This window comes from Pseudomonas fildesensis, assembly GCF_001050345.1.
Taxonomy (GTDB): Bacteria; Pseudomonadota; Gammaproteobacteria; order Pseudomonadales; family Pseudomonadaceae; genus Aquipseudomonas; species Aquipseudomonas fildesensis.
In genome coordinates this window covers 565,843-589,010 of sequence record NZ_LFMW01000007.1, presented here as the reverse complement: position 1 = coordinate 589,010, position 23,168 = coordinate 565,843, and the positions used below count along the sequence as shown (strand labels likewise).

Below are 23,168 nucleotides of genomic sequence, written 5' to 3'. Positions count from 1 at the left end.
CGATGACCCAGCCGATCCGCATCAAGGACCACGAGAAAGACGCACGTCTTGTACGCGCACGTGTGGTATTTGGCGCGATCATGGTGGTGGCGTTGTTGGGGGTGCTGATTGCCCGCCTGTATTTCCTGCAGGTGATCCAGTACGACTATCACTCCACGCTGTCGGAGAACAATCGGGTGCATGTGCAGCCGATTCCCCCGACCCGCGGGCTGATTTTCGACCGCAATGGCGTGGTAGTGGCGGATAACCGGCCGAGCTTCAGCCTGAGCATGACCCGCGAGCGTTCCGGCGATTGGCCGCAGATCCTCGACGTGATCGTCGAAGTATTGCAGCTGACCCCGGAAGACCGGGTGATCTTCGAAAAACGCATGAAGCAGGGGCGCCGGCCGTTCGAGCCGGTACCGATCCTGTTCGAGCTGACCGAAGAGCAGATCGCGCGAATCGCGGTGAACCAGTTCCGCCTGCCGGGCGTGGAAGTGGTGGCGCAGTTGGTGCGCCACTATCCGCAAGGGCCGCACTTTGCCCACTCGGTCGGTTATATGGGGCGGATCAACGAGAAAGAGCTGAAAAGCCTCGACCCGGTCAATTACAGCGGCACCCACCATATCGGCAAGACCGGCATCGAGCGTTTCTACGAGCCCGAGCTGCACGGCCAAGTGGGTTACGAAGAAGTCGAGACCAACGCCCGTGGCCGTGTGCTGCGGGTGCTCAAGCGGACCGACCCGGTGCCGGGCAAGGACATCGTGCTGAGCCTGGACATCAAGTTGCAGGAAGCGGCAGAGATGGCGCTGGGTGGTCGGCGTGGTGCCGTGGTGGCGCTGGACCCGAACACGGGCGAAGTGTTGGCCATGGTTAGCCAGCCGAGTTTCGACCCCAACCTGTTTGTGACCGGGATCAGCTTCAAGGCCTACGCTGAGTTGCGCGACTCCATCGACCGGCCGCTGTTTAACCGCGTACTGCGTGGCCTGTATCCACCGGGTTCGACCATCAAGCCGGCAGTAGCGATTGCCGGCCTGGATGCGGGCGTGGTCACGGCTTCAAGCCGCGTGTTCGACCCCGGCTATTACATGCTGCCCAACTACGACCACAAATACCGTAACTGGAACCGTACCGGTGACGGCTATGTCGATCTGGACACCGCGATCATGCGGTCCAACGACACCTATTTCTATGACCTGGCCCACAAGCTGGGGATCGATCGCTTGTCGACCTACATGGGCAAGTTCGGCCTGGGTCAGAAAGTCTCCCTGGACATGTTCGAAGAATCCCCCGGCCTGATGCCGTCACGGGAGTGGAAGCGCGCAACTCGCCGCCAGGCTTGGTTCCCGGGCGAAACCCTGATCCTCGGCATCGGCCAGGGCTATATGCAGGCAACACCGCTGCAGCTGGCCCAGGCCACGGCACTGGTGGCCAACAAAGGCATCTGGAACCGCCCGCACCTGGCCAGGACCATCGAAGGCGAAAAGCCGGTGGATGACAACCCGATACCGAACATTGTGCTGCGTGACCCGTCGGACTGGACCAAGGTCAACCACGGCATGCAGCAAGTGATGCACGGTGCCCGCGGCACCGCACGCAAGGCCGCAATCGGCGCGCAATACCGCATTGCCGGCAAGAGCGGTACCGCCCAGGTGGTCGCGATCAAGCAGGGTGAGAAATATGACCGCTCCAAGGTTCAGGAACGTCATCGCGACCACGCCTTGTTTGTCGGCTTCGCCCCGGCCGACGACCCGAAAATCGTCGTGGCGGTAATGGTCGAAAACGGCGAATCCGGCTCCGGCGTCGCGGCCCCGGTGGTACGTCAGATCATGGACGCCTGGCTGTTGGCCGACGATGGCAGGCTCAAACCCGAATATGGCGGCCCCCCTTCAAGCACCGAGGTTACGGCCAGTGAAGAGTAATTTTGACCGCATCCTCTCCAGCGAAGATGTGATGCGTCGCCGCGCGACGTTGCTGCAGCGCATGCATATTGATGGCCCGCTGCTGATCCTGCTGCTGACCCTGGCGGCCGGCAGCCTGTTCGTGCTGTATTCGGCCAGTGGCAAGAACTGGGACCTGCTGATCAAGCAGGCGTCGTCGTTCGGCCTGGGGCTGTTGTCGATGGTGGTGATCGCCCAGCTTGAGCCGCGCTTCATGGCGCGCTGGGTGCCCCTCGGCTATGTCGCCGGCGTGCTGTTGCTGGTAGTGGTGGACGTGATGGGTCACAACGCCATGGGCGCGACCCGCTGGATCAACATTCCGGGGGTGATTCGCTTCCAGCCGTCGGAATTCATGAAGATCCTGATGCCGGCGACCATCGCCTGGTACCTGTCCAAACGTACCTTGCCACCGCAGCTCAAGCACGTGGGTATCAGCCTGATTCTGATCGGTGTGCCGTTTGTCCTGATCGTGCGCCAGCCCGACCTCGGCACCTCGCTGCTGATCCTCGCGGGCGGTGCGTTCGTGCTGTTTATGGGGGGCTTGCGCTGGCGCTGGATTATCAGCGTGCTGGCCGCCGCCGTGCCGGTGGCCGTGGCCATGTGGTTCTTCTTTATGCACGACTACCAGAAGCAACGGATCCTGACCTTCCTCGACCCGGAGAGCGACCCGCTGGGCACCGGCTGGAACATTATCCAGTCCAAAGCCGCCATCGGTTCCGGCGGAGTATTTGGTAAGGGTTGGTTATTGGGCACCCAGTCGCACCTGGACTTTTTGCCCGAGAGCCACACCGACTTCATTATTGCGGTCATGGGCGAAGAGTTCGGCCTTGTGGGCATTTGCGCGCTGTTGCTGATCTATTTGCTGTTGATTGGTCGCGGCCTGGTGATCACCGCGCAGGCGCAGACGCTGTTCGGCAAATTGCTCGCCGGCAGCCTGACCATGACTTTTTTTGTTTACGTTTTCGTCAACATCGGTATGGTCAGTGGCCTGTTGCCGGTGGTTGGGGTGCCGTTGCCGTTCATTAGCTACGGCGGAACTTCGCTGGTGACATTGCTGTCAGCGTTTGGGGTTTTGATGTCGATTCATACGCATCGCAAGTGGATCGCGCAGGTTTGAATAAGGTGAAGATGTCAATGCAAGTAATGCGCGGCTGGGCGACTCGGCATGCATCCTGGATGGGCCTGATTGGCCTGCTGGGTGCAACGCAAGAGGCGCACGCCGGTGACTACGATGGTTCTCCCCAGGTCGCCGAATTTGTCGGTGAGATGACCCGTGACTATGGTTTCGCGGGTGAACAGCTGATGGGCGTGTTCCGCGAGGCCCAGCGCAAGCAGGCGATCCTCGACGCCATTTCGCGCCCGGCCGAACGCGTTAAGCAGTGGAAGGACTATCGCCCGATGTTCCTCACCGACGCCCGCGTGGCCCGTGGCGTGGACTTCTGGCGCCAGCACGAGGCCGTACTGGCCCGTGCCGAGCAGGAATACGGCGTACCGGCGCAGGTGATCGTTTCGATCATCGGCATCGAGACCTTCTATGGGCGCAACACCGGCAGCTACCGGGTGATCGATGCCTTGTCGACCCTGGGCTTCGATTACCCGCCCCGCGCCGAGTTCTTCCGCAAGGAGCTGCGTGAATTCCTGCTGCTGGCCCGCGAAGAGCAAGTCGACCCGATGACCCTCAAGGGTTCCTACGCCGGGGCGATGGGCTTGCCACAGTTCATGCCGAGCAGCTTTCGCGCCTACGCGGTGGATTTCGACGGTGACGGTCACATCAATATCTGGAGCAACCCGGACGACGCCATCGGCAGCGTGGCCAGCTACTTCAAGCGCCATGGCTGGGTGGGTGGCGAGCCGGTGGTGATCCGCGCCGATGTCACCGGGGATCGCGCCGACGAAGGCCTGACCCAGGGCATCGAGCCGGTCAAGACGGTCGGGGAGTTGCGGGCGCTGGGCTGGTCGAGTCAGAATGCGCCACGCGATGATATGCCGGTGACGGCGTTCCGCCTGGAAGGCGAAAACGGCCCGGAATACTGGATGGGCCTGAAGAATTTCTACGCAATCACGCGTTATAACCGCAGTGTGATGTACGCCATGGCCGTGCATCAGCTGTCAGACATGCTGGTCCAAGCACGGGGCGTCAAGTAATGCCGGTATCGCCGTTCAAAAAACCGCTCAAACTGGTGGCGTTCGCCGCGTTGTCCTTGCTGGTTGTCAGTTGCTCCACCAGTCGTGCGCCAACCCAGAAGGCTGGCGGCACGGCTGTCCGTTCCCAGCCGGGCCTGGACATCAACCGCGCGCACAAAGACGGCGCGCCGTGGTGGGATGTCGACGTTTCGAAAATCCCGGATGCCACGCCGACCCTGCACACCGGCGCCTACAAGGCCAACCCCTACACCGTGCTGGGTAAAAACTACTTTCCGTTGCAAGAGTCCAAGACCTATGTGCAGTCGGGCACGGCGTCCTGGTATGGCACCAAGTTCCACGGTCAGAACACCGCCAACGGCGAGGTCTATGACCTCTACGGCATGAGCGCGGCCCACAAGACCCTGCCACTGCCCAGCTATGTACGTGTCACCAACCTGGACAACAACCGCACCGTGATCCTGCGGGTCAACGATCGCGGGCCGTTTTATTCGGACCGGATCATCGACTTGTCCTACGCCGCCGCGAAGAAACTCGGTTATGCCGAGACCGGCACGGCGCGGGTCAAGGTTGAAGGGATCGACCCTGCCCAGTACTGGGCCCAGCGTGGCAAGCCGGCGCCGTTGATGCTCAACGAGCCGCAAACCCAGCAGCCGCAAGTGACCGCGTCGACCGGCAAGATCGAGCAGTGGACGCCGCCGCCGCAGCAGCATGCTCCGGACACGGTCGTCGTACCACGGGCGGCCCCCGGCGCTTCGGCAGCGGGCGGGCAATACTTGCAGGTGGGCGCTTTCGCCAACCCGGATGCGGCAGAGCTGTTAAGGTCCAAGCTCAGCGGCATGGTCAATGCGCCAGTATTTATCAGCTCCATCGTGCGTAACCAGCAGACGCTGCACCGTGTGCGCATGGGCCCGATCGGCTCGCCGAGCGAGGTCGCGCAAGTGCAGAACAGTGTGCGCCTGGCCAACCTGGGGCAACCCAGCGTGGTCACCGCTGAATAAGCAGTAACGAATTGATGGTTCAGGCCCGTGCGCGGGCTCGAACCCTGGTTGTTGGCTCGTTGAACAATAAAAACCCGGGGGCAAGGGGTGAGCGGGCAACCGAACACGTGACAGTCTGGCAACGGGCTGTCTGAATAAGTTTTGCCCGCGAGGGCAAGTTTCCATAAGTAATTTCGAGAGACGGATGAACATCACCACCTTAGCCAAACGTACGTGCCTGCTTCTTTCGCTGATCATCACCCCGGCCGCCTGGGCGGTTGAAATGGTGCCGGCTTCCCCGCAACTGGCCGCCAAGTCCTGGGTCCTCATGGATGCCGCCAGTGGCAACGTGCTGGTCGAGAGCAACGGTGACCAGCGCCTGCCACCAGCCAGCCTGACCAAGCTGATGACTGCCTACATCGCGACCCTGGAAATCCGTCGCGGCCAGATCGGCGAAAACGATCCGGTGACCGTCAGCGAAAACGCCTGGCGTACCGGCGGTTCGCGGATGTTCATCAAGGTGGGCTCGCAGGTTACTGTCAGCGACCTGCTGCACGGCATCATCATCCAGTCCGGTAACGACGCCAGCGTCGCCCTGGCCGAGCACATCGCCGGCAGCGAAGACGCGTTCGCCGACATGATGAACAAAACCGTGGCCGACCTGGGCATGACCAACAGCCACTTCATGAACCCGACCGGTCTGCCGAACCCTGAGCACTACTCGTCGGCTCACGACATGGCGGTCCTGGCACGCGCGATCATTCGTGTCGACCCGGTGCACTATGCGATCTACTCCCAGAAGGAATTTTTCTGGAACAACATCAAGCAGCCTAACCGCAACCTGCTGCTGTGGCGTGACAAGACCGTCGACGGTCTGAAAACCGGCCACACCGACGAAGCCGGCTACTGCATGGTGTCGTCCGCGGTACGTGATGGCCAGCGCCTGATCGCCGTGGTCTTCGGCACCAACAGCGAGCAGGCCCGCGCGGCCGAGACGCAAAAACTGCTGACCTACGGTTTCCGCTTCTTCGAAACCCAGACCTTCTATCAGAAGGGTGCTGAGCTGGCGACCGCGCCGGTATGGAAAGGCGCTACCTCGCAAGTCAAGGCCGGCCTGGCTGAAGACCTGACCCTGACCATGCCTAAAGGCCAGCTGAAAAAGCTCGCTGCCAGCATGACCATGAACCCGCAATTGGTTGCCCCAATCGCCAAGGGTGACGTGATCGGTAAAGTCGAAGTGAAACTGGACGACAAGGTGGTGCATAGCGCTGACCTGATCGCGCTGGACGCCGTCGACGAAGGTGGTATCTTCCGCCGCGTGTGGGATAGCATCCGTCTATTCTTCTACAGCTTGTTCAACTGATAAGTGTGCACCTGCAAAGCCCCGTGTTAATCCGACACGGGGCTTTGCCCGTCGCCACGGCTTACGCTTACGAGGCCGTTACGCCATGACCGATACCGAAGTAAAGGCGCCAAAGATCGAATTCCCGGTGGTGGACTATCCGATCAAGATAATCAGCGATACCGGCGTAGGCCGCAAAGACTTGATCCTCGAGATTGTGCGTAAGCACGCGACAATCAATGATCAGCGTGTGGACGAGCGATCCAGCTCCACAGGCAAATACACCACGATCCAATTGCACATCGTTGCAATCGGTCAAGACCAGCTCTACGACATCAACAGCGAACTGCGGGCCACCGGCTTCGTGCACATGGTGCTGTGATGTCACAGGTCCTGGGCTTTCGCGAGCTCGGCCAGATGGACTACGAGCCCGTCTGGCACGCCATGCAGCGCTTCACCAACGAGCGCGGCACCTCTGCCCCGGATGAAATCTGGCTAGTGGAACACCCGCCGGTGTTCACCCAGGGCCAGGCTGGCAAGGCCGAGCATCTGCTGCTGCCGGGCGATATTCCGGTGGTGCAGGTCGACCGAGGGGGTCAAGTGACTTACCATGGCCCGGGTCAACTGGTGGCGTACCTGCTGCTGGACGTGCGCAAGCTTGGGTTTGGCGTGCGTGACCTGGTGAGCCGCATGGAGGCTTGCCTGATCGAGCTGCTGGCCAGTTACGGCGTGACCGCCGCGGCCAAGCCCGATGCACCCGGTGTGTATGTGGATGGCGCGAAAATCGCCTCGCTGGGGCTGCGGATTCGCCACGGTTGTTCGTTTCATGGCCTGGCCTTGAACGTGGACATGAACCTGGCGCCGTTCCAGCGCATCAACCCGTGCGGCTATGCCGGGCTGGCGATGACCCAACTGAGCGACCATGCCACACCGATTAAATTTGCCGAGGTAAGTGCCCGGCTGCGTGCGCAGCTCGTCAAACACCTCGACTATGCTGAGCAGACGACCCTCACGGGCGGAATCGACTGATTATGACTACTGATGCAGTGCAAACCATGATCCCGACGCTGGACATCACCGAGCGTCCGGCCCCGGCCCCGCGTGCCAAGGTGGAAGCCGGCGTCAAGCTGCGCGGCGCCGAGAAGGTTGCACGCATCCCGGTGAAGATCATTCCTACCACCGAACTGCCGAAAAAGCCTGACTGGATCCGCGTGCGCATCCCGATCTCGCCGGAAGTCGACCGTATCAAGGCCCTGCTGCGCAAACACAAGCTGCACAGCGTGTGTGAAGAAGCGTCCTGCCCGAACCTGGGCGAGTGCTTCTCCGGCGGCACCGCGACCTTCATGATCATGGGTGACATCTGCACCCGTCGTTGCCCGTTCTGCGACGTTGGCCACGGCCGGCCGAAGCCTCTGGACGTCAACGAGCCGGAAAGCCTGGCCATCGCCATCGCCGACCTGAAACTCAAATACGTAGTGATCACCTCGGTAGACCGCGACGACCTGCGTGATGGCGGTGCCCAGCACTTTGCCGACTGCATCCGCGAAATCCGCAAGCTGTCACCGAACGTGATGCTTGAAACCCTCGTCCCGGACTACCGTGGCCGCATGGACGTCGCGCTGGAAATCACCGCTGCCGAGCCGCCGGATGTGTTCAACCACAACCTGGAAACCGTGCCACGCCTGTACAAGGCCGCTCGCCCGGGTTCGGACTACCAGTGGTCGCTGACCCTGCTGCAAAAATTCAAGCAGATGATGCCGCACATCCCGACCAAATCCGGCCTGATGCTGGGCCTGGGCGAGACCGACGAAGAAGTGATCGAGGTCATGAAGCGCATGCGCGAACACGACATCGACATGCTGACCCTGGGCCAGTACCTGCAGCCCTCCCGCAGCCACTTGCCGGTACAGCGCTTCGTGCACCCGGACGTCTTCGCCTGGTTCGCCGAGGAAGGTTACAAGATGGGCTTCAAGAACGTCGCCTCGGGCCCGCTGGTACGTTCCTCGTACCACGCTGACGAGCAGGCCAAGCTGGTCAAGGCAAGCCTGGTTTCGTAACCCATTGGTGTCGGGGCGGGCTTCTGTGGCGAGGGAGCTTGCTCCCGCTGGGCTGCGCAGCAGCCCCATCGATCTGTGAGTCCAATGGATGACAAGTCAATCCAGCACTGCGGTTCCAGCCCTTCGCCCAGAAGGCACCATTGCCCTGATCGCCCCCGCCGGCCCCGCCACGCTGGACGTCGAAAAAGCCGGCCAATGGATGCGCGCCCGTGGCCACGAACTCCGTATATTCTCTGGCGTATATGAACGCGACGGCTACCTCGCCGGCAGCGATGATGTGCGCCTGCGCGACCTGCATGCAGCCTTTGCGAACCCCGAAATCGATGCGATCTTCTGCCTGCGAGGCGGCTACGGCACACCGCGCCTGCTGGACAGTTTGGATTTCGACCTGCTGCGCGCAAACCCCAAGCCTTTCGTAGGCTACAGCGACATCACCGCCTTGCACCTGGCAATCAACCGCTACGCCGGTTTCGTGACCTTCCACGGCCCCATGCTCAATGCCGACCTGCTTGGCGACAAGCAGCCTCCCACCGAGGCAGCACTGTTCAGCCTGCTGCGCGGCCAATTGGGTGCTGGCGGAGTGTTGGCGCACCCGGTGGCCTACCCGTTGACCACCATCGAGCCTGGCGTCGCCTGTGGGCGCCTGCTGGGGGGCAATCTGTCGATGATTGCGGCGGTTATGGGCACGCCATTCGAGATCGATGCCGAGGGTATCATCCTGTTTATCGAAGACGTCAACGAGCCGATCTACCGCATCGACCGCCTGCTCACGCACTTGCGTCTGGCGGGCAAGCTGGCCCAGGTTGCCGGTGTGTTAGTGGGGGATGTGGCGGGCGTGGATAACGCTGCGCTGGAGCGCCTGCTGAAACAGACTTTTGAACCGCTGTGTATCCCGGTGTTGTCCGGCTGGCGCAGTGGGCATTGTGATCCGAACCTGACGTTACCGATGGGCGCGCGGGTGCGGCTGGATGCTGGGGAAAAGCAGTTGGTTCTGGAACAGGATGTGGTGTTCAAGGCCTGACACGGTGTTGTTGTGGCGGGCGGGCTTCTTGTGGCGAGCGGGCTTGCCCCGCGTTTATGATCGTTCCCACGCTCTGCGTGGGAATGCCGCCCTGGACGCTCCGCGTCCGCTCGCAACGTCATGACGCAGGGCGTCACCAGATGCATTCCCACGCGGAGCGCGGGAACGATCGTCTGGGGTCAGCGGTGTTGTAGAGATTCCAGCAGTTTCACCGTCGGATACCCATCCGCCGGCCAGCCCAGCGTTTGCTGCGCCGCCCGAATCGCCTTGCGCGTGTTCGCGCCAATGATCCCGTCCGGGTTGCCCGCGTCGTAGCCGTTGCTGCTCAGAGCCGTCTGCAAATCGATGCGCTGGGAACGGCTCAGCGGCAGTTCATCCTTAGGCCAGTCACCCCGAATCACACCACCCCCGCCAAAGCGCTCCGACAGCAAACCCACCGCCAGTGCATAGGACGACGAGTTGTTGTACTTGAGGATCGCGCGGAAGTTATCCAGCACCAGAAATGCCGGGCCACGGTAGCCCGCCGGTAGCAGCAGCGCTGCGGACAGTTGGTCTACGTTGGCCGGCATGCTGGCGCCGGCTGGAAGTTGAATACCCAGTCTCATCCATTCGGCAATGGTCTTGCGCACGCTACCGTCAGCCAGCGCGTAATCGAAGTTCGCCGGCAGTTGTTTCACCTCGAAGCCCCACGGCTGGCCTTTCTGCCAGCCGGAGCTTTGCAGGTAGTGCGCGGTAGAGGCGAGGGCGTCGGCCGGGCTGTTCCAGATGTCGCGGCGACCGTCGCCATCGAAGTCGACGGCGTGAGTGTTGTAGGTGGTCGGAATAAATTGGGTCTGGCCCATCGCGCCGGCCCAGGAGCCTTTCATCTGGTCGGCCTGGATATCGCCGTGCTGGATGATTTGCAGCGCCGCCAGCAATTGCGCCTGGGCAAACGCCGGGCGACGGCCTTCGTAGGCCAGGGTCGCCAGGGAGCGGATCACCGAGTTATTGCCCTGAAACTGGCCGAAGTTGCTTTCCATGCCCCACACCGATACCAGCGCCTGGCGGTCGACGCCATACCGTTGTTCGATGCTTTGCAGGGTATCGGCGTACTTGATCAGCAGTGCCTGGCCATTACGCACGCGTAGCGGCGACAGGGCGCCGTCGAGGTACTCCCACACCGGGCGGGAAAATTCCGGCTGGCTGCGGTCAGCGCGGATCACGCCCATGTCCGGGCTGACGTTGGCGAAAGCGTTATCAAAGACCGCAGGTGTGATCCCGGCTTTCAAGGCTTCCACGCGGAAACCGGCCTGCCATTCGGCAAAGGTCTGGGTCGGCTGGATGTCGAGATTGTCCACGGCCAATGGGGCCACGATAGCGGGCGCAACGGCCGGAGCGGTCTGAAGCTTTGGCAGGGGTTGAGCGTCCGCGGCGGTTGGTTTTTCCGCGCAGGCGACAAGCAGAATGAGGCTGGAGGCAGCGATCAATTGGCGCAGGTGCCAACGACGGGAAAGACTAGAGAGCATGCACAGGTCCAGGGATTACAAATCAAGTGCAGACCTTATCATGCCGGAGGGGCGCTTGCCTTCAGGCAGCCAGAAAGTAAGAAGCCTCCCAGCTATTAGACTGGAAGGCTTCGCGGCGGTAGCTGCCTTTGCCCTTGCCGGCGCGTTCCTGACGGCTGCGGAACAGTGGCTGGGCGATGATGGATTTGGCCTTGTTGGGGCCATGCTTGGATGGCTTTTTGCTCATGATCGGTACTCTCTTCAGATGGGATACAGCGGTGCAAATCATCTGCCGAAGTCTGGCTGCTGTAAAGCCTGACAAGGTTTTTGAAATGTAAACGCGGTCAACATGTGGGAGGGGCGGTGTTTTTAAGAGAGACTTTATTCAGCCGGCAACGTCAGGCGTTGGCCGGACATCAACAGCGACAAACGACTCAGGCTCATCCACGGCGAGCCAGCCGCCTGGCCCTTGATCTGCGCATCGATGCGCTGCGCTTCCAGCAACAATTGCGCCCAGCGTTGCGCTGTGTGCCGTTGCAGGGCTTTGCTCATCAGGGGTTTACGTTTGTCCCACACCGGGGGTTTGGCCTGGCTGAAGCATTTGTCCAGCGGCGTGCCTTGGCTGAATTGCAGGGCGATATTGGCCAGCACCCGCAGTTCCCGGGCCAACGCCCAGAGAATCACCGGTGGCTCCACGCCTTCGCCACGCAACCCTTCGAGCATGCGCAGGGCATGGGCGGGCTCACCATTGAGGATCGCGTCCACCAGCCCGAACACGTCAAAGCGTGCGCTGTCAGCCACCGCTCCTTGGACGGTTTCAACGGTAATTTGCCCGTCTTCGGCCATCAACTTGAGTTTTTCGATTTCCTGGACGGCGGCAAGCAAGTTGCCCTCGACCCGGGCGGCGATCAGCTCTACAGCGTCTTGAGTCGCTGACAGCCCCGACTGGGACAGGCGTTGACGAATCCACTGCGGCAACTGATTGCTGTCCACCGGCCAAATCTGGATGAACTGGGTCTGTGCCCCCTCCACCAACGCCTTGCCCCACTTGGTTTTCTGCGCGCTGCCGTCGAGCTTGGGCAGGCTGATCAGCAATACCGTGTCTTCGGCAGGCCGCGCGCAGTATTCCATGAAGGCGGCCGCGCCCTTGTCGCCGGGCTTGCCCGATGGCAGGCGCAGTTCGAGCAGGCGTTTTTCGGCAAACAGCGACATGCTCGCCCCGGCCTGCAGCAGCGTACCCCAGTCGAAACTGGCATCGGCGCTGAATACCTGGCGTTCATCGAAGCCTTGCTGGCGCGCGGCGGTGCGAATGGCGTCTGCGGCTTCCTGGCACAGCAACGGGTCATCACCGCTGACGATATAGACAGGCGCGAGGCCACCTTGCAGGTGTTTGGCGAGTTGGGCGGGGGCGAGTTTCATAGGCGGGGCGAACGGGGCGCCAAAGGCGCCCCGTCTGGCTTACTCGGCAGGCACTTCAACAGGCGATTGTTTCGGCGTGTTGTTTTCGTACTCTTGCGCGGCTTTCAGTGCGTCGGCATCAGCCTTGGCCTTGTCGTCGGCAGTGCGTTGCAGGATTTCAAGCTGCTGCGGCGACAGCAATTGCAGGCGCAGGATCATGCGCTGGACCAGCTCGCGACGCATTTCCTTGCGCACCTGGATGATTTCCGAATCCGAGCCCACCAGGTTGTTGCCGTCGTGGCTCACGACCTTCTGGACCTGGATCTTGTCGCCCATCAACGGCAATTGGTCACGACCCTGAACCTGGAAGGTCAGCTCGGTGCTCAACTCGATGTCCGATGCACGGCCGGCGCTGGCGTAGCTGAGGTTACGCTGGGTTTCTTTCTCGTCCGCCAGGAACAGCTTGTAGGTCGCGCCGGTGTAGACGTGCACGCCGCTGCTTTCCAGTACCTGGCGCAGTTGCGTCACGGTTTCGCCATAGGCGTTGCGGGCGCTGACGTCCAATTCCTTGATCGCCAGTTCTTGGGTGCCGGTACCGCGCAGCTGGAAGCCGCAAGCGCTCAACAACACGGCAAGGCCCATCACCAGCAAATTGCGTTTGATCATTTTGTTGCTCCCCTTGAAACCATGTGGGCCTTATCGAGGCCCTGGAGGTTTTGTTCGGCGCCGGGCTCAAACCCGGCGCCCGATCCGATTAGCTAGCGACGATGTTAACGAGTTTGCCAGGCACCACGATCACTTTGCGGATCGTCAGGCCTTCGGTAAACCGCAGCACGTTCTCGTTGATGCGCGCGGCCGCCTCTACGTCTTCACGGCTGGCGCTGGCAGGCATGTCGATCTGGCCACGCAGTTTACCGTTGACCTGGATCACCAGTTGCAGCGTGTCCTGAACCAGGGCGCTGTCATCCTGTACGGGCCAGCGGGCATCAATGACCGCTTCGCTGTGGCCCAAACGGCTCCACAGGTCGTGGCTGATGTGCGGCGTGATCGGGGCCAGCAGCAGGGTGACCGTTTCCAGGCCTTCCTGAATCAACGCGCGGTCCTGCTCGGTAGCCTGCGGCGCTTTTTCCAGCACGTTCATCAGCGTCATCACCTGGGCGATGGCGGTGTTGAATTTGTGGTGCTGGCCAACGTCCTGGCTGGCTTGCTTGATGGCCAGGTGGGTGCTGCGGCGAATGACTTTCTGCTCGTCGCTCAAGGCCGCCACGTCCAGCTTGCCGGGCAAGCCCTGGCTGACATGAGCGTGCGCCAGGCGCCAGACGCGCTTGAGGAAACGGTGCGAACCTTCGACGCCGGAGTCGGACCATTCCGCGCTCATGTCAGGTGGCGAGGCGAACATCATGAACAGGCGGCAGGTGTCTGCCCCGAACTGGTCGATCATCGACTGTGGGTCGACGCCGTTGTTCTTCGACTTGGCCATCTTCTCGGTGCCACCGATTTCTACCGGCAGGCCGTCGGCTATCAGCTTGGCGCTGATGACCTTGGCTTTGCTGTCACGCTCAAGCTCCACGTCCGCCGGGTTGAACCAGGTGTAGGCGCCATTGGCTTCGCGGCGATAGTAAGTCTCGGCGACCACCATGCCCTGGGTCAGCAGGTTCTTGAACGGTTCATCAGAGCTCACCAAGCCTTCGTCGCGCATCAGCTTGTGGAAGAAGCGCGCATACAGCAGGTGAAGAATGGCGTGTTCGATACCGCCGATGTACTGATCCACCGGCAACCAATGGTCGGCTGCGGATTTTTCCACCAGGCCGCCTTCATAGTGCGGCGAGGCGTAGCGAGCGTAGTACCACGAGGACTCGACGAAGGTGTCCATGGTGTCGGTTTCACGCTTGGCAGGCGCGCCACATTTAGGGCAGCTGCACTCGTAGAACTCGGGCATGCGCGCCAGCGGCGAACCGGCGCCGTCCGGCACCACGTCTTCCGGCAGGATCACCGGCAGTTGGTCTTCCGGTACCGGCACGTCACCGCAGGTGTCGCAGTGGATGATCGGGATCGGGCAGCCCCAGTAGCGCTGGCGGCTGATGCCCCAGTCGCGCAGGCGGAACTGGGTGCGCGAGGCTCCGAGGTTTTTCTTGATCAGCGCGACTTCCATGGCGTCGAAGGCGCCTTCGAAGTCCAGGCCGTTGAACTCGCCGGAGTTGATCAGTTCGCCGTGCTCGCCGTAGGCGTCCTGCCACGGGGCGAGGTTGGTGTCGCCCGAGCGGGTGCGTACCACGGATTTGATCGGCAGGTTGTACTTGGTGGCGAATTCGAAATCGCGCTCGTCGTGTGCCGGCACGGCCATTACTGCGCCATCGCCGTAGTGCATCAACACGTAGTTGGCGACCCAAACCGGCAGTTTTTCACCGGTCAACGGGTGCTCGACGAACAGCGAGGTCGGCAGGCCTTTTTTCTCTTGGGTGGCGACGTCGGCTTCGGCCACGCTGCCGCCTTTGCATTCGGCGATGAACGCCTGCAGCTCAGGGTTGTTCTGTGCGGCCTGGGTGGCGAGCGGGTGTTCAGCGGCCACGGCGACGTACGTCGCGCCCATCAGGGTATCTGGACGGGTAGTGAAGACTTTCAGCGTACCCGCTGCGCCGATGGAGTCGACGTTGTAGGGGAACTGTACTTCCATGCCCTTGGATTTGCCGATCCAGTTGCGCTGCATGGTCTTGACCTGTTCAGGCCAGCCCGGCAGGTCGTCAAGGCCCGACAGCAGTTCATCCGCATAAGCGGTGATCTTGAAGTAGTACATCGGGATTTCGCGCTTTTCGATCAGCGCGCCGGAGCGCCAGCCGCGACCGTCGATCACTTGCTCGTTGGCCAGGACGGTCTGGTCGATCGGGTCCCAGTTCACGGTGCCGTTCTTGCGGTAGATCACGCCTTTTTCGAACAGGCGAGTGAACAGCCATTGTTCCCAGCGGTAGTAATCCGGCTTGCAGGTGGTGACTTCGCGGGACCAGTCCACCGCCAGGCCCAGGCTGCGCAGCTGGGTCTTCATGTAGGCGATGTTTTCGTAGGTCCACTTGGCGGGAGCCACGTTGTTTTTCATCGCGGCGTTTTCCGCCGGCATGCCGAAGGCGTCCCAACCCATGGGTTGCAGGACGTTTTTGCCTTGCATGCGCTGGTAGCGGGAAATCACGTCGCCGATGGTGTAGTTACGCACGTGCCCCATGTGTAGCTTGCCGCTGGGGTAAGGGAACATCGATAGGCAATAGAAAGTCTCCTTGCCTGGCTGTTCACTGACTTCAAAGGACTTTTGCTCGTCCCAGAAGGTTTGGGCGGCATTTTCTATTTCACGGGGCTGATATTGTTCGTGCATGGCTACTTTTGAACTGAATAGGGGTGGCCTAATCCTCTTCGTTGCACTGTCCGGGTTGATCGACACCAAAAAGCGGCGCGTCCGTGCCCAAACCCTGCGGGAAGTGGAGTTACAGGAAGCGCCGTAGCATACATGACCCCACTCTATCGAGGGAAACCCTGATTGCACGGTCGCGGCCGTCTGTCGCGGCGCCGGGCAGGCGCAGCCATGGGGGCTACGCTGTTTATTGGGGAGTGAGTCTTATCTTCAATGAGGTGAGGGGATGGTGGAATCGCAGCGAATGTTATCGAAACCGGATGTTTACCAAGGACTGATCGACCGTTTGGGTCGTGCATTGGATGCAGCAAGTACAGCGGGCCGATTGCGTGATGAATGGCCCGTTGAGTTGGAGCTGCGAGGCTTGAGCCACGCGGAGCTGGAATTGATCAAGGCTTACCTGGAAAGGAATGAACGCTCGGCGCCGAACGGCGTGGCTCCCCCGCCACGCAGTCAGCCCGCGCAATCGGCCAAGGTGGTGTGGCTCAAGGACTTCTCAGCCGGTCGCGGCCCCGAAAAGCTTCGGGCCGTACGGTTCAAGTAATGCACGCCCCCTTTGCTGCCTGATGATCACTTGTTCTCGTAAGGATTGTCTCTAAACCCTGTTACGCCTTAGGCTTCGGGCATCTGTGGAGATGCCCGATGCCTATTCGTTACTTCATCAAACAACTGTTGCTGCCGCCCGGCATTCTCTTGCTGTTGCTGGCCCTTGCCTGGTGGTTTCGCCGCACTCGACCGCGCCTGGCGGGATGCTGCTTTGCCCTCGGATTGGGCGGGATGTGGCTGATGAGCCTGCCGGTGGTGGTGGAGTGGGGCGCCCAGGCGCTGGAGACCGAATTGCCGTTGGCGCGTGAGGACTGGTCGACCCTGGCCCAGCGCGCTGATGCCATTGTGATATTAGGCTCGGGACGCGAGCGCGGTGATCCAGCCTGGGGTTCGGACCAGCCTACGGGCGTCGGGCTTGAGCGTCAGCGCTATGCTGCGCGATTGGCCAAGGCGTCTGGGCTGCCGGTGCTGACCAGCGGAGGTTTGCACTACGGTACGCCGCCCAGCGAGGCTGAGTTGATGGCCGTATCAATGCAGGATGACTTCGGCGTTACGGTGCGCTGGAAGGAAGAGCGCAGCCGTACCACCTGGGAAAACGCGCAGATGAGCGCCGGGATTCTATTGCCCGAGGGCATCAAGCGTGTGGTCGTGGTCACCCAGGCATGGCACATGCCGCGTTCGGTCTGGAGTTTTGAGCGGGCCGGATTCACCGTTGTACCGGCGCCGGTAGGGTTCTTGGGCGTGGACAACGCCCGGCCGCTGGGCGGTTGGATGCCGGAGTTCAAGTCGGTATGGCAGAGCGGGCAGTTGCTTAATGAGGCGGTGGGTCAGGTGGGTTATCGGTTGTTTTACCGATAACACCTCTGTTGATCGTTCCCACGCTCTGCGTGGGAACGAGCGTAAAACATCAGACCGTCTTCGACATCCGGCCTGCCAGCAACGCCCAGCCGAACAGCGCCAAACACACAATGATCAACGGCCACGAACGCCATTGCAGGTACGGCGTGAGGTTGTGCATCGGCACCACTTCGCCGTAGAGAATCCCGCGCTCGAACTGCGGGATCTGCGCAGTGATCTGCCCGTACGGGTTGATCAGGCCGGTTACGCCGTTGTTGGTGGCGCGGATCATCCAGCGCCCGGCTTCGAGTGCACGCATCTGCGCCATTTGCAGGTGCTGCAGGGGGCCGATGGAGCGGCCAAACCAAGTGTCGTTGCTGATGGTCAGCAACAAGTCGCTCTGGGCCGAGAGGCTGGCGGCGAATTCCGGGTAGACCACTTCATAGCAAATGAACGGCGCGATCTGATAGCCCTTGGCCTGCAACATGGCCTGGTCGGCAGGGCCGCGGGCGAAGTCCGACATCGGCAGGTCGAAGAAGGCAATCAGCCCGCGCAGCATGTCTTGCAGCGGCACGTATTCGCCGAAAGGCACCAGCTTCTGCTTCAGGTAGGTGCCATCGCCTTCGCCGACCACGGTGATGCCGTTGAAGTAGCGCTTCTGGTGATGCACTTCCTGGCGAATCGGCACGCCGGTGATCAGCGCGGTGTGCCGGTCAGCGGCGAACTTACCCATCATGCCCAGGTAGCCCTCGACGGACTCCTTGAGCACCGGCACTGCCGTTTCCGGCCACACCAGCAGGTCGACACGCTTGGAGCTGAAGCTCATGTCACGGTACAGCGCGAGCTGCGCATTGAGCTGCTCGGGGTCCCACTTCATGCTTTGTTCGACGTTGCCCTGAATCGCTGCCACGCTCAACGGTGCGCCCGACGGACTGGTCCAGGCGTGATGCTTGAGCGCCAGGCCGATCACCCAGGGCGCCACCAGCAACAGCAGGCCGGCGCCGATGAAGGCGTTGCGCTTGGTTGCCAGCAGACGCGGCAGGTTGCACAGCACGGCCGCGGTCAGCGCCAGTGCGAAGGAAATCAGCCACATCCCGCCCAGTGGCGCGAGGCCGGTGAGTGGGCCGTCGAGTTGACTGTAGCCGGAGTACAACCAGGGGAAACCCGTGAGGAACCAGCCGCGGAAAGCTTCCTGGCCGACCCACAACGCCGCGAAGGTCAGGGCGTCGGCCAGCGGCGCTTCATTGCGGCGTAGCCAGCGCGCCCACAGCCAGGCGGGCAGGCCGAAGAAAAAGGCGATGGCAGCGGTAAACGCCAGCATCAACAACCCGGCCAGCAGCACCGAAGCGCCCCCGAAGTGATGAATGCTGTAGTAGATCCAACTGGTGCCGGCACCAAACAGGCCGAAACCGAAACACCAGCCACGGCCCAAGGCCTGGCGAGGCGTCAGTTCCCGCAGCCCGACATAGAACAATCCGACTGCCACCAGCGCAAACGGCCACAGATCGAACGGCGCCAGCGCCAGGGTGGTGATGGCGCCGGCCACCACGGCCAGCAAATTACCGGGCCAGCCGGGGCGGGTTAGGCGCTGCATGTCATTCCTTAGCGGGTAATAGGTGTCAGGCGAATCAAATGGATGCGGCGGCTGTCGGCATTCAGGATGCGGAAGCGATAGGCGCCGATCTCGGTGGTTTCGTTACGCTTGGGCAGGTGACCAAACGCACTCATCACCAGGCCGCCAACGGTGTCGAACTCATCATCGGAGAATTCGCTGTCGAAGAACTCGTTGAAGTTCTCGATCGGCGTCAGTGCCTTGACCAGGAAATCGCCGCTCGGCAGTGGCTTGATGTAGCTGTCTTCTTCGACGTCGTGCTCGTCTTCGATGTCGCCGACGATCTGTTCCAGCACGTCTTCGATGGTCACAAGGCCAGCCACGCCGCCATATTCGTCAATCACGATGGCCATGTGATTGTGGTTGGCGCGGAATTCGCGCAGCAGCACATTCAGGCGCTTGGATTCGGGGACGAAGGTGGCAGGACGCAGCAGGTCCTTGATGTTGAAGCTGTCGCCATTTTCCTTGAGGATCAGCGGCAGCAGGTCCTTGGCCAGCAGGACGCCCATGACGTCGTCATGGCTTTCACCGATCACCGGGTAGCGCGAGTGCGCCGAGTCGATCACGGCCGGGAGGAATTCCCGTGGGGTCTGGGTCGCCTTGATGCTGATCATCTGCGAACGCGGGACCATGATGTCCCGAACCTGCAGGTCAGCCACCTGGATGGCGCCTTCGACGATGGCCAGCGCTTCGCTGTCCAGCAACTTGTTCTGATGGGCCTCGCGCAGCAGCTCCAGCAGCTCCTGGCGGTTTTTCGGCTCGTGGGCAAAAGCCTGGGTCAGCTTACCCAGCCATGACTTTTGCCCGTTGCTCGATCGGTCTTCGCTCATAGCGATTACTCTAAATCCTTTGATGTGACAGTTGAGTGTTGATCAGTTTTCGTCGTCTGCATAAGGGTCGCGATGACCCAGTTCTGCAAGCAACGTTTGTTCCAGTGTTTCCATTTCTTCAGCTTCGTCATCGTCTATATGGTCGTAACCCAAGAGATGCAAGCAGCCGTGGATGACTAGATGGGCCCAGTGGGCCTCAAGTTCCTTGCCTTGTTCCTTCGCTTCGCGCTCGACTACCTCGACACAGATCACCAGGTCGCCCAGCAACGGGATATCCAGGAACTCATCGGGTACGTCGGCAGGAAAGGACAGCACGTTGGTCGCGTAGTCCTTTTGGCGCCAGGTGTGATTCAGTTCGCGGCCTTCGGGCTCGTCCACCAGGCGGATAGTCAGTTCCGAGTCGGCGGTGCGCTGGCGCAGGGCCAGGGCACACCATTGACGGAACTGTTCTTCGCTGGGGGCGGGCGCTTCGGTGGCCAGCTGCAGGTCAAGCTCAAGCATCGCGGCGAGCGTCCTTGGCCGGTGCGTCATCGCGGTGCTCGAAGCGCTCGTAGGCCTCGACAATGCGCTGCACCAGCGGGTGGCGGACCACATCCTTGGGCATGAAGTGCGTAAAGCTGATGCCGGGTACGTCCTTGAGCACATCGATCACTTGGGACAGGCCCGATTTGGTGCCCTTGGGCAGGTCGACCTGGGTGACGTCACCGGTGATCACGGCGGTGGAGCCGAAACCGATACGCGTGAGGAACATCTTCATCTGTTCGACGGTGGTGTTCTGGCTTTCGTCGAGGATGATGAAGCTGTTGTTCAGTGTACGGCCACGCATGTAGGCCAGCGGAGCGATCTCGATCACCTGGCGTTCGATGAGCTTGGCCACGTATTCAAAACCGAGCATCTCGTAGAGCGCGTCATAGAGCGGGCGCAGGTACGGATCGATCTTTTGAGCCAGGTCGCCGGGCAGGAAACCGAGTTTCTCGCCCGCTTCGACCGCCGGACGCACCAGCAGGATGCGGCGCACTTGCTCGCGTTCCAGGGCATCGACGGCGCAGGCCACGGCCAGGTAGGTCTTGCCGGTACCGGCGGGGCCGATGCCGAAGTTGATGTCGTTGCCGAGAATCTCTTTGACGTAGCGCTGCTGATTCAAGCCGCGAGGGCGAATCATGCCTTTTTTGGTGCGCAGGGCCACGCTGGCCTCGGCCACGGGGTTATTGGCCAGGTCTTCCACGGCAGATTCCTGCAGGTACAGGTGCACTGTTTCCGGCGACAGCTCACTACCCTTGGTTTCACGGTAGAGGCGGCGGAGCAGGTTTTCTGCAGACGTGGTGTGCTGAGGTTCACCAATGAGCTCGAACTGATTGCCGCGGTTGCGGATCTCGATGCTCAGGCGTTGCTCGATCAGGCGCAGGTGCTCGTCGAACTGTCCGCACAGATTGGCGAAACGGCGAGCCTCAAACGGCTCGAGGATAAAACGGTGGGGTTCTGCTATGGGTGCGTTCAAGGTCGCTTTTAGCCGCCCTTTGGCTGTTGAGGTGAAAGAGAGGATAACGCCAGCCGCCGGTGTGCGAAAGCACTTATCTAACCCGAGTGCCGCAATTCTAATGTGGGAGGGGGCTTGCTCCCGATGGCGCTGGATCAGGTAGCTCATCAACTGCTGACACACCGCTATCGGGAGCAAGCCCCCTCCCACAGTTGATCTGTGTAGTGCTGAAAATTATTGGATCAACGATCCACGCAACGAGTGCGGTTGCGCCGCATCGATGTGCACATCGGCAAACTGGCCGATCAGGGTCGGGTTGTCGCAACGGAAGTTGACGATTCGGTTGTTTTCGGTGCGGCCCTGCAGTTCACCGGGGTCTTTCTTCGAATAGTCGGTGACCAGAATGCGCTGGGTCGAGCCGACCATTTGTCGGCTGATCTCGAAACCCTGTTGGTTCAGGCGGTGTTGCAGCGCGTTCAGGCGCTCTTTTTTCAACGCTTCCGGGGTCTCGTCTGCCAGGTCGGCGGCCGGGGTGCCCGGGCGCTGGCTGTAGACGAACGAGTAGGAGAAGTCGAAGCCGACGTCTTCAATCAGCTTCATGGTCTGCTGGAAGTCTTTTTCGGTCTCGCCGGGGAAGCCGACGATAAAGTCCGAACTGATGCAGATGCCCGGCACCGCTGCGCGCAATTTGCGCAGTTTGGATTTGTATTCCAGGGCGGTGTGGTTGCGCTTCATGGCCGACAGAATGCGGTCCGAGCCCGATTGCACCGGCAAGTGCAGGTGTTTGACCAGCTCCGGCACGTCGGCGTGGGCCTGGATCAGGCTGTCGGAGAATTCCAGCGGGTGTGAGGTGGTGTAGCGAATGCGTTCGATACCTTCCACGGCGGCAACCACGCGGATCAGTTCCGCCAGGTCGGCCAGGCGCCCGTCATGGGTCAGGCCGCGATAGCCGTTGACGTTCTGGCCCAGCAGGGTCACTTCACGCACACCGTTTTCGGCCAGGTGGATGATTTCCGACATCACATCGTCAAACGGCCGGCTGACCTCTTCGCCACGGGTGTAGGGCACCACACAGAAGGTGCAGTATTTGCTGCACCCTTCCATCACCGACACATAGGCACTCGGCCCGTCGATGCGCGGCTCGGGCAAATGGTCGAATTTTTCGATTTCCGGGAACGAGACGTCCACCTGCGGCAACTTGGTGATGCGGGCAGCGTCGATCATTTCCGGCAGGCGGTGCAGGGTCTGTGGGCCGAAGACTACGTCGACATAGGGCGCGCGGTCGCGGATTGCCGCGCCTTCCTGGCTGGCCACGCAACCGCCGACGGCGATGACCATGTCCGGGTTGGCCAGTTTCAATTCGCGCCAGCGGCCCAGCTGCGAATACACACGGTCCTGTGCCCGCTCGCGAATCGAGCAGGTATTGAGCAGGATTACGTCGGCATCTTCGGCGCGGGCGGTGACTTCCAGGGCCTGGTGTTCGCCCAGCAGATCAACCATGCGCGAGCTGTCGTACTCGTTCATCTGGCAACCGTGGGTTTCGATATAAAGCTTCTTGGCCATGGGAATCGTCAACTGGTGGTAAAGAACCGCGCATTATAGGGGGCATGCCCATTGGTTCCTAGCGTTGTGCATCGGGTGCCATGCTATAGTTCGCGCCCTCTTTTATATCCCCGATGTGTTGTTCGCCCACCATGACCAAACGTGAAGCTCCAATCTATAAGGTGATTTTCCTTAATCAGGGCCAGGTGTTCGAAATGTACGCCAAGCAGATCTATCAAAGCGATCTGTGGGGCTTCCTGGAAGTGGAAGAGTTCGTCTTTGGCGAGCGCACACAGCTGGTCGTCGACCCGGGCGAGGAAAAACTCAAGGCCCAGTTCGAAGGCGTGGTGCGCAGTTTTGTGCCAATGCATTCGATTGTGCGCATCGATGAAGTCGAGCGCCTGGGCACGCCGAAGATCAGCGAAGCCCGTGGCACGAGCAATGTCATGCCGTTTCCGATGCCGATGCCTGAGAAATAGCCCTTTTGTGGCGAGGGAGCTTGCTCCCGCTGGGGCGCGAAGCGGCCCCAATACAATGTGCAGGCATGTCAGTTAACAGTCGGCGATTGGTTTTGGGGCCGCTTC

22 protein-coding genes are annotated in these 23,168 nt (G+C 61.2%); 12 read left to right on the top strand and 10 right to left on the bottom strand.

What is annotated here, in order from left to right; all coding sequences use genetic code 11:
- Positions 1-2 precede the first annotated feature (2 nt).
- From mrdA to ACR52_RS13120, 9 genes are all read left to right on the top strand, one after another.
- The gene (gene mrdA, locus ACR52_RS13160) at positions 3-1,901 is read left to right on the top strand and encodes a penicillin-binding protein 2 (protein ID WP_048724659.1); all 1,899 of its coding nucleotides are present in this window, start codon (positions 3-5) and stop codon (positions 1,899-1,901) included.
- Positions 1,902-1,932: 31 nt separating this feature from the next.
- Entirely contained in the window at positions 1,933-3,036 is a 1,104-nt protein-coding gene (gene rodA, locus ACR52_RS13155) for a rod shape-determining protein RodA (protein WP_048724950.1), read from the top strand.
- 17 nt (positions 3,037-3,053) lie between these two features.
- Positions 3,054-4,064, top strand: coding sequence for a lytic murein transglycosylase B (mltB, locus tag ACR52_RS13150; protein ID WP_048724657.1), 1,011 nt, complete (start codon positions 3,054-3,056; stop codon positions 4,062-4,064).
- Entirely contained in the window at positions 4,064-5,062 is a 999-nt protein-coding gene (locus ACR52_RS13145; RefSeq protein ID WP_048724654.1) for a septal ring lytic transglycosylase RlpA family protein, read from the top strand. Before mltB ends, ACR52_RS13145 begins: the two co-directional genes overlap by 1 nt.
- 184 nt (positions 5,063-5,246) lie before the next feature.
- Positions 5,247-6,404: a D-alanyl-D-alanine carboxypeptidase family protein gene (locus tag ACR52_RS13140; protein WP_048724652.1), complete on the top strand. Its 1,158-nt coding sequence runs from the start codon at positions 5,247-5,249 to the stop codon at positions 6,402-6,404.
- An 85-nt stretch (positions 6,405-6,489) separates the two neighbouring features.
- Positions 6,490-6,765, top strand: coding sequence for a DUF493 domain-containing protein (locus tag ACR52_RS13135; RefSeq protein ID WP_048724650.1), 276 nt, complete (start codon positions 6,490-6,492; stop codon positions 6,763-6,765).
- Positions 6,765-7,412 (top strand): lipoyl(octanoyl) transferase LipB, encoded by a 648-nt coding sequence (gene lipB / locus ACR52_RS13130; protein WP_048724648.1) that lies wholly within the window; start codon positions 6,765-6,767, stop codon positions 7,410-7,412. The genes ACR52_RS13135 and lipB overlap by 1 nt, the downstream gene beginning before the upstream one ends.
- A 26-nt stretch (positions 7,413-7,438) precedes the next feature.
- Positions 7,439-8,440 carry a lipoyl synthase gene (gene lipA, locus ACR52_RS13125; protein ID WP_161799299.1) on the top strand — a complete coding sequence of 334 codons (1,002 nt, stop codon included), beginning with the start codon at positions 7,439-7,441 and terminating at the stop codon, positions 8,438-8,440.
- An 88-nt stretch (positions 8,441-8,528) separates the two neighbouring features.
- On the top strand, positions 8,529-9,461 hold the full coding sequence (locus ACR52_RS13120) for a S66 peptidase family protein (RefSeq protein ID WP_048724643.1): 933 nt from the start codon (positions 8,529-8,531) through the stop codon (positions 9,459-9,461).
- 179 nt (positions 9,462-9,640) lie between these two features.
- On the opposite strand, the gene ACR52_RS13115 is transcribed toward ACR52_RS13120, so the two are convergent.
- The 5 genes from ACR52_RS13115 to leuS all read right to left on the bottom strand — a co-directional run bounded on the left by ACR52_RS13115 (position 9,641) and on the right by leuS (position 15,704).
- Entirely contained in the window at positions 9,641-10,966 is a 1,326-nt protein-coding gene (locus tag ACR52_RS13115) for a lytic murein transglycosylase (RefSeq protein WP_048724641.1), read from the bottom strand.
- Positions 10,967-11,027: 61 nt separating this feature from the next.
- The gene (gene arfA / locus ACR52_RS13110; RefSeq protein WP_003176285.1) at positions 11,028-11,192 is read right to left on the bottom strand and encodes an alternative ribosome rescue factor ArfA; all 165 of its coding nucleotides are present in this window, start codon (positions 11,190-11,192) and stop codon (positions 11,028-11,030) included.
- A gap of 134 nt (positions 11,193-11,326) precedes the next feature.
- Positions 11,327-12,364, bottom strand: coding sequence for a DNA polymerase III subunit delta (gene holA / locus ACR52_RS13105; RefSeq protein ID WP_048724637.1), 1,038 nt, complete (start codon positions 12,362-12,364; stop codon positions 11,327-11,329).
- A gap of 39 nt (positions 12,365-12,403) precedes the next feature.
- Complete coding sequence (locus ACR52_RS13100; protein WP_048724635.1) at positions 12,404-13,009, bottom strand: LPS-assembly lipoprotein LptE; 606 nt, start codon at positions 13,007-13,009, stop codon at positions 12,404-12,406.
- A gap of 88 nt (positions 13,010-13,097) precedes the next feature.
- Positions 13,098-15,704 carry a leucine--tRNA ligase gene (gene leuS, locus ACR52_RS13095; RefSeq protein ID WP_048724633.1) on the bottom strand — a complete coding sequence of 869 codons (2,607 nt, stop codon included), beginning with the start codon at positions 15,702-15,704 and terminating at the stop codon, positions 13,098-13,100.
- A 262-nt stretch (positions 15,705-15,966) separates the two neighbouring features.
- On the opposite strand from leuS, the gene ACR52_RS13090 reads away from it, so the two are divergent.
- Positions 15,967-16,284, top strand: coding sequence for a hypothetical protein (locus tag ACR52_RS13090; protein ID WP_048724631.1), 318 nt, complete (start codon positions 15,967-15,969; stop codon positions 16,282-16,284).
- A gap of 98 nt (positions 16,285-16,382) precedes the next feature.
- A complete protein-coding gene (locus ACR52_RS13085) occupies positions 16,383-17,144 on the top strand; it encodes a YdcF family protein (protein WP_048724629.1) in 762 nt (253 codons plus the stop codon).
- Between the two features lie 49 nt (positions 17,145-17,193).
- On the opposite strand, the gene lnt is transcribed toward ACR52_RS13085, so the two are convergent.
- From lnt to miaB, 5 genes are all read right to left on the bottom strand, one after another.
- Positions 17,194-18,717, bottom strand: coding sequence for an apolipoprotein N-acyltransferase (gene lnt / locus ACR52_RS13080; RefSeq protein ID WP_048724628.1), 1,524 nt, complete (start codon positions 18,715-18,717; stop codon positions 17,194-17,196).
- Positions 18,718-18,725: 8 nt separating this feature from the next.
- A complete protein-coding gene (locus ACR52_RS13075; RefSeq protein WP_048724626.1) occupies positions 18,726-19,565 on the bottom strand; it encodes an HlyC/CorC family transporter in 840 nt (279 codons plus the stop codon).
- 42 nt (positions 19,566-19,607) lie between these two features.
- Positions 19,608-20,066 (bottom strand): rRNA maturation RNase YbeY, encoded by a 459-nt coding sequence (ybeY, locus tag ACR52_RS13070; protein WP_048724624.1) that lies wholly within the window; start codon positions 20,064-20,066, stop codon positions 19,608-19,610.
- Positions 20,059-21,063: a PhoH family protein gene (locus tag ACR52_RS13065; protein WP_048724622.1), complete on the bottom strand. Its 1,005-nt coding sequence runs from the start codon at positions 21,061-21,063 to the stop codon at positions 20,059-20,061. Before ACR52_RS13065 ends, ybeY begins: the two co-directional genes overlap by 8 nt.
- A gap of 213 nt (positions 21,064-21,276) precedes the next feature.
- Entirely contained in the window at positions 21,277-22,605 is a 1,329-nt protein-coding gene (gene miaB / locus ACR52_RS13060) for a tRNA (N6-isopentenyl adenosine(37)-C2)-methylthiotransferase MiaB (RefSeq protein ID WP_048724620.1), read from the bottom strand.
- A gap of 131 nt (positions 22,606-22,736) precedes the next feature.
- On the opposite strand from miaB, the gene ACR52_RS13055 reads away from it, so the two are divergent.
- Entirely contained in the window at positions 22,737-23,063 is a 327-nt protein-coding gene (locus tag ACR52_RS13055) for a DUF1820 family protein (protein ID WP_003194436.1), read from the top strand.
- The last annotated feature ends 105 nt before the right edge of the window (positions 23,064-23,168 follow it).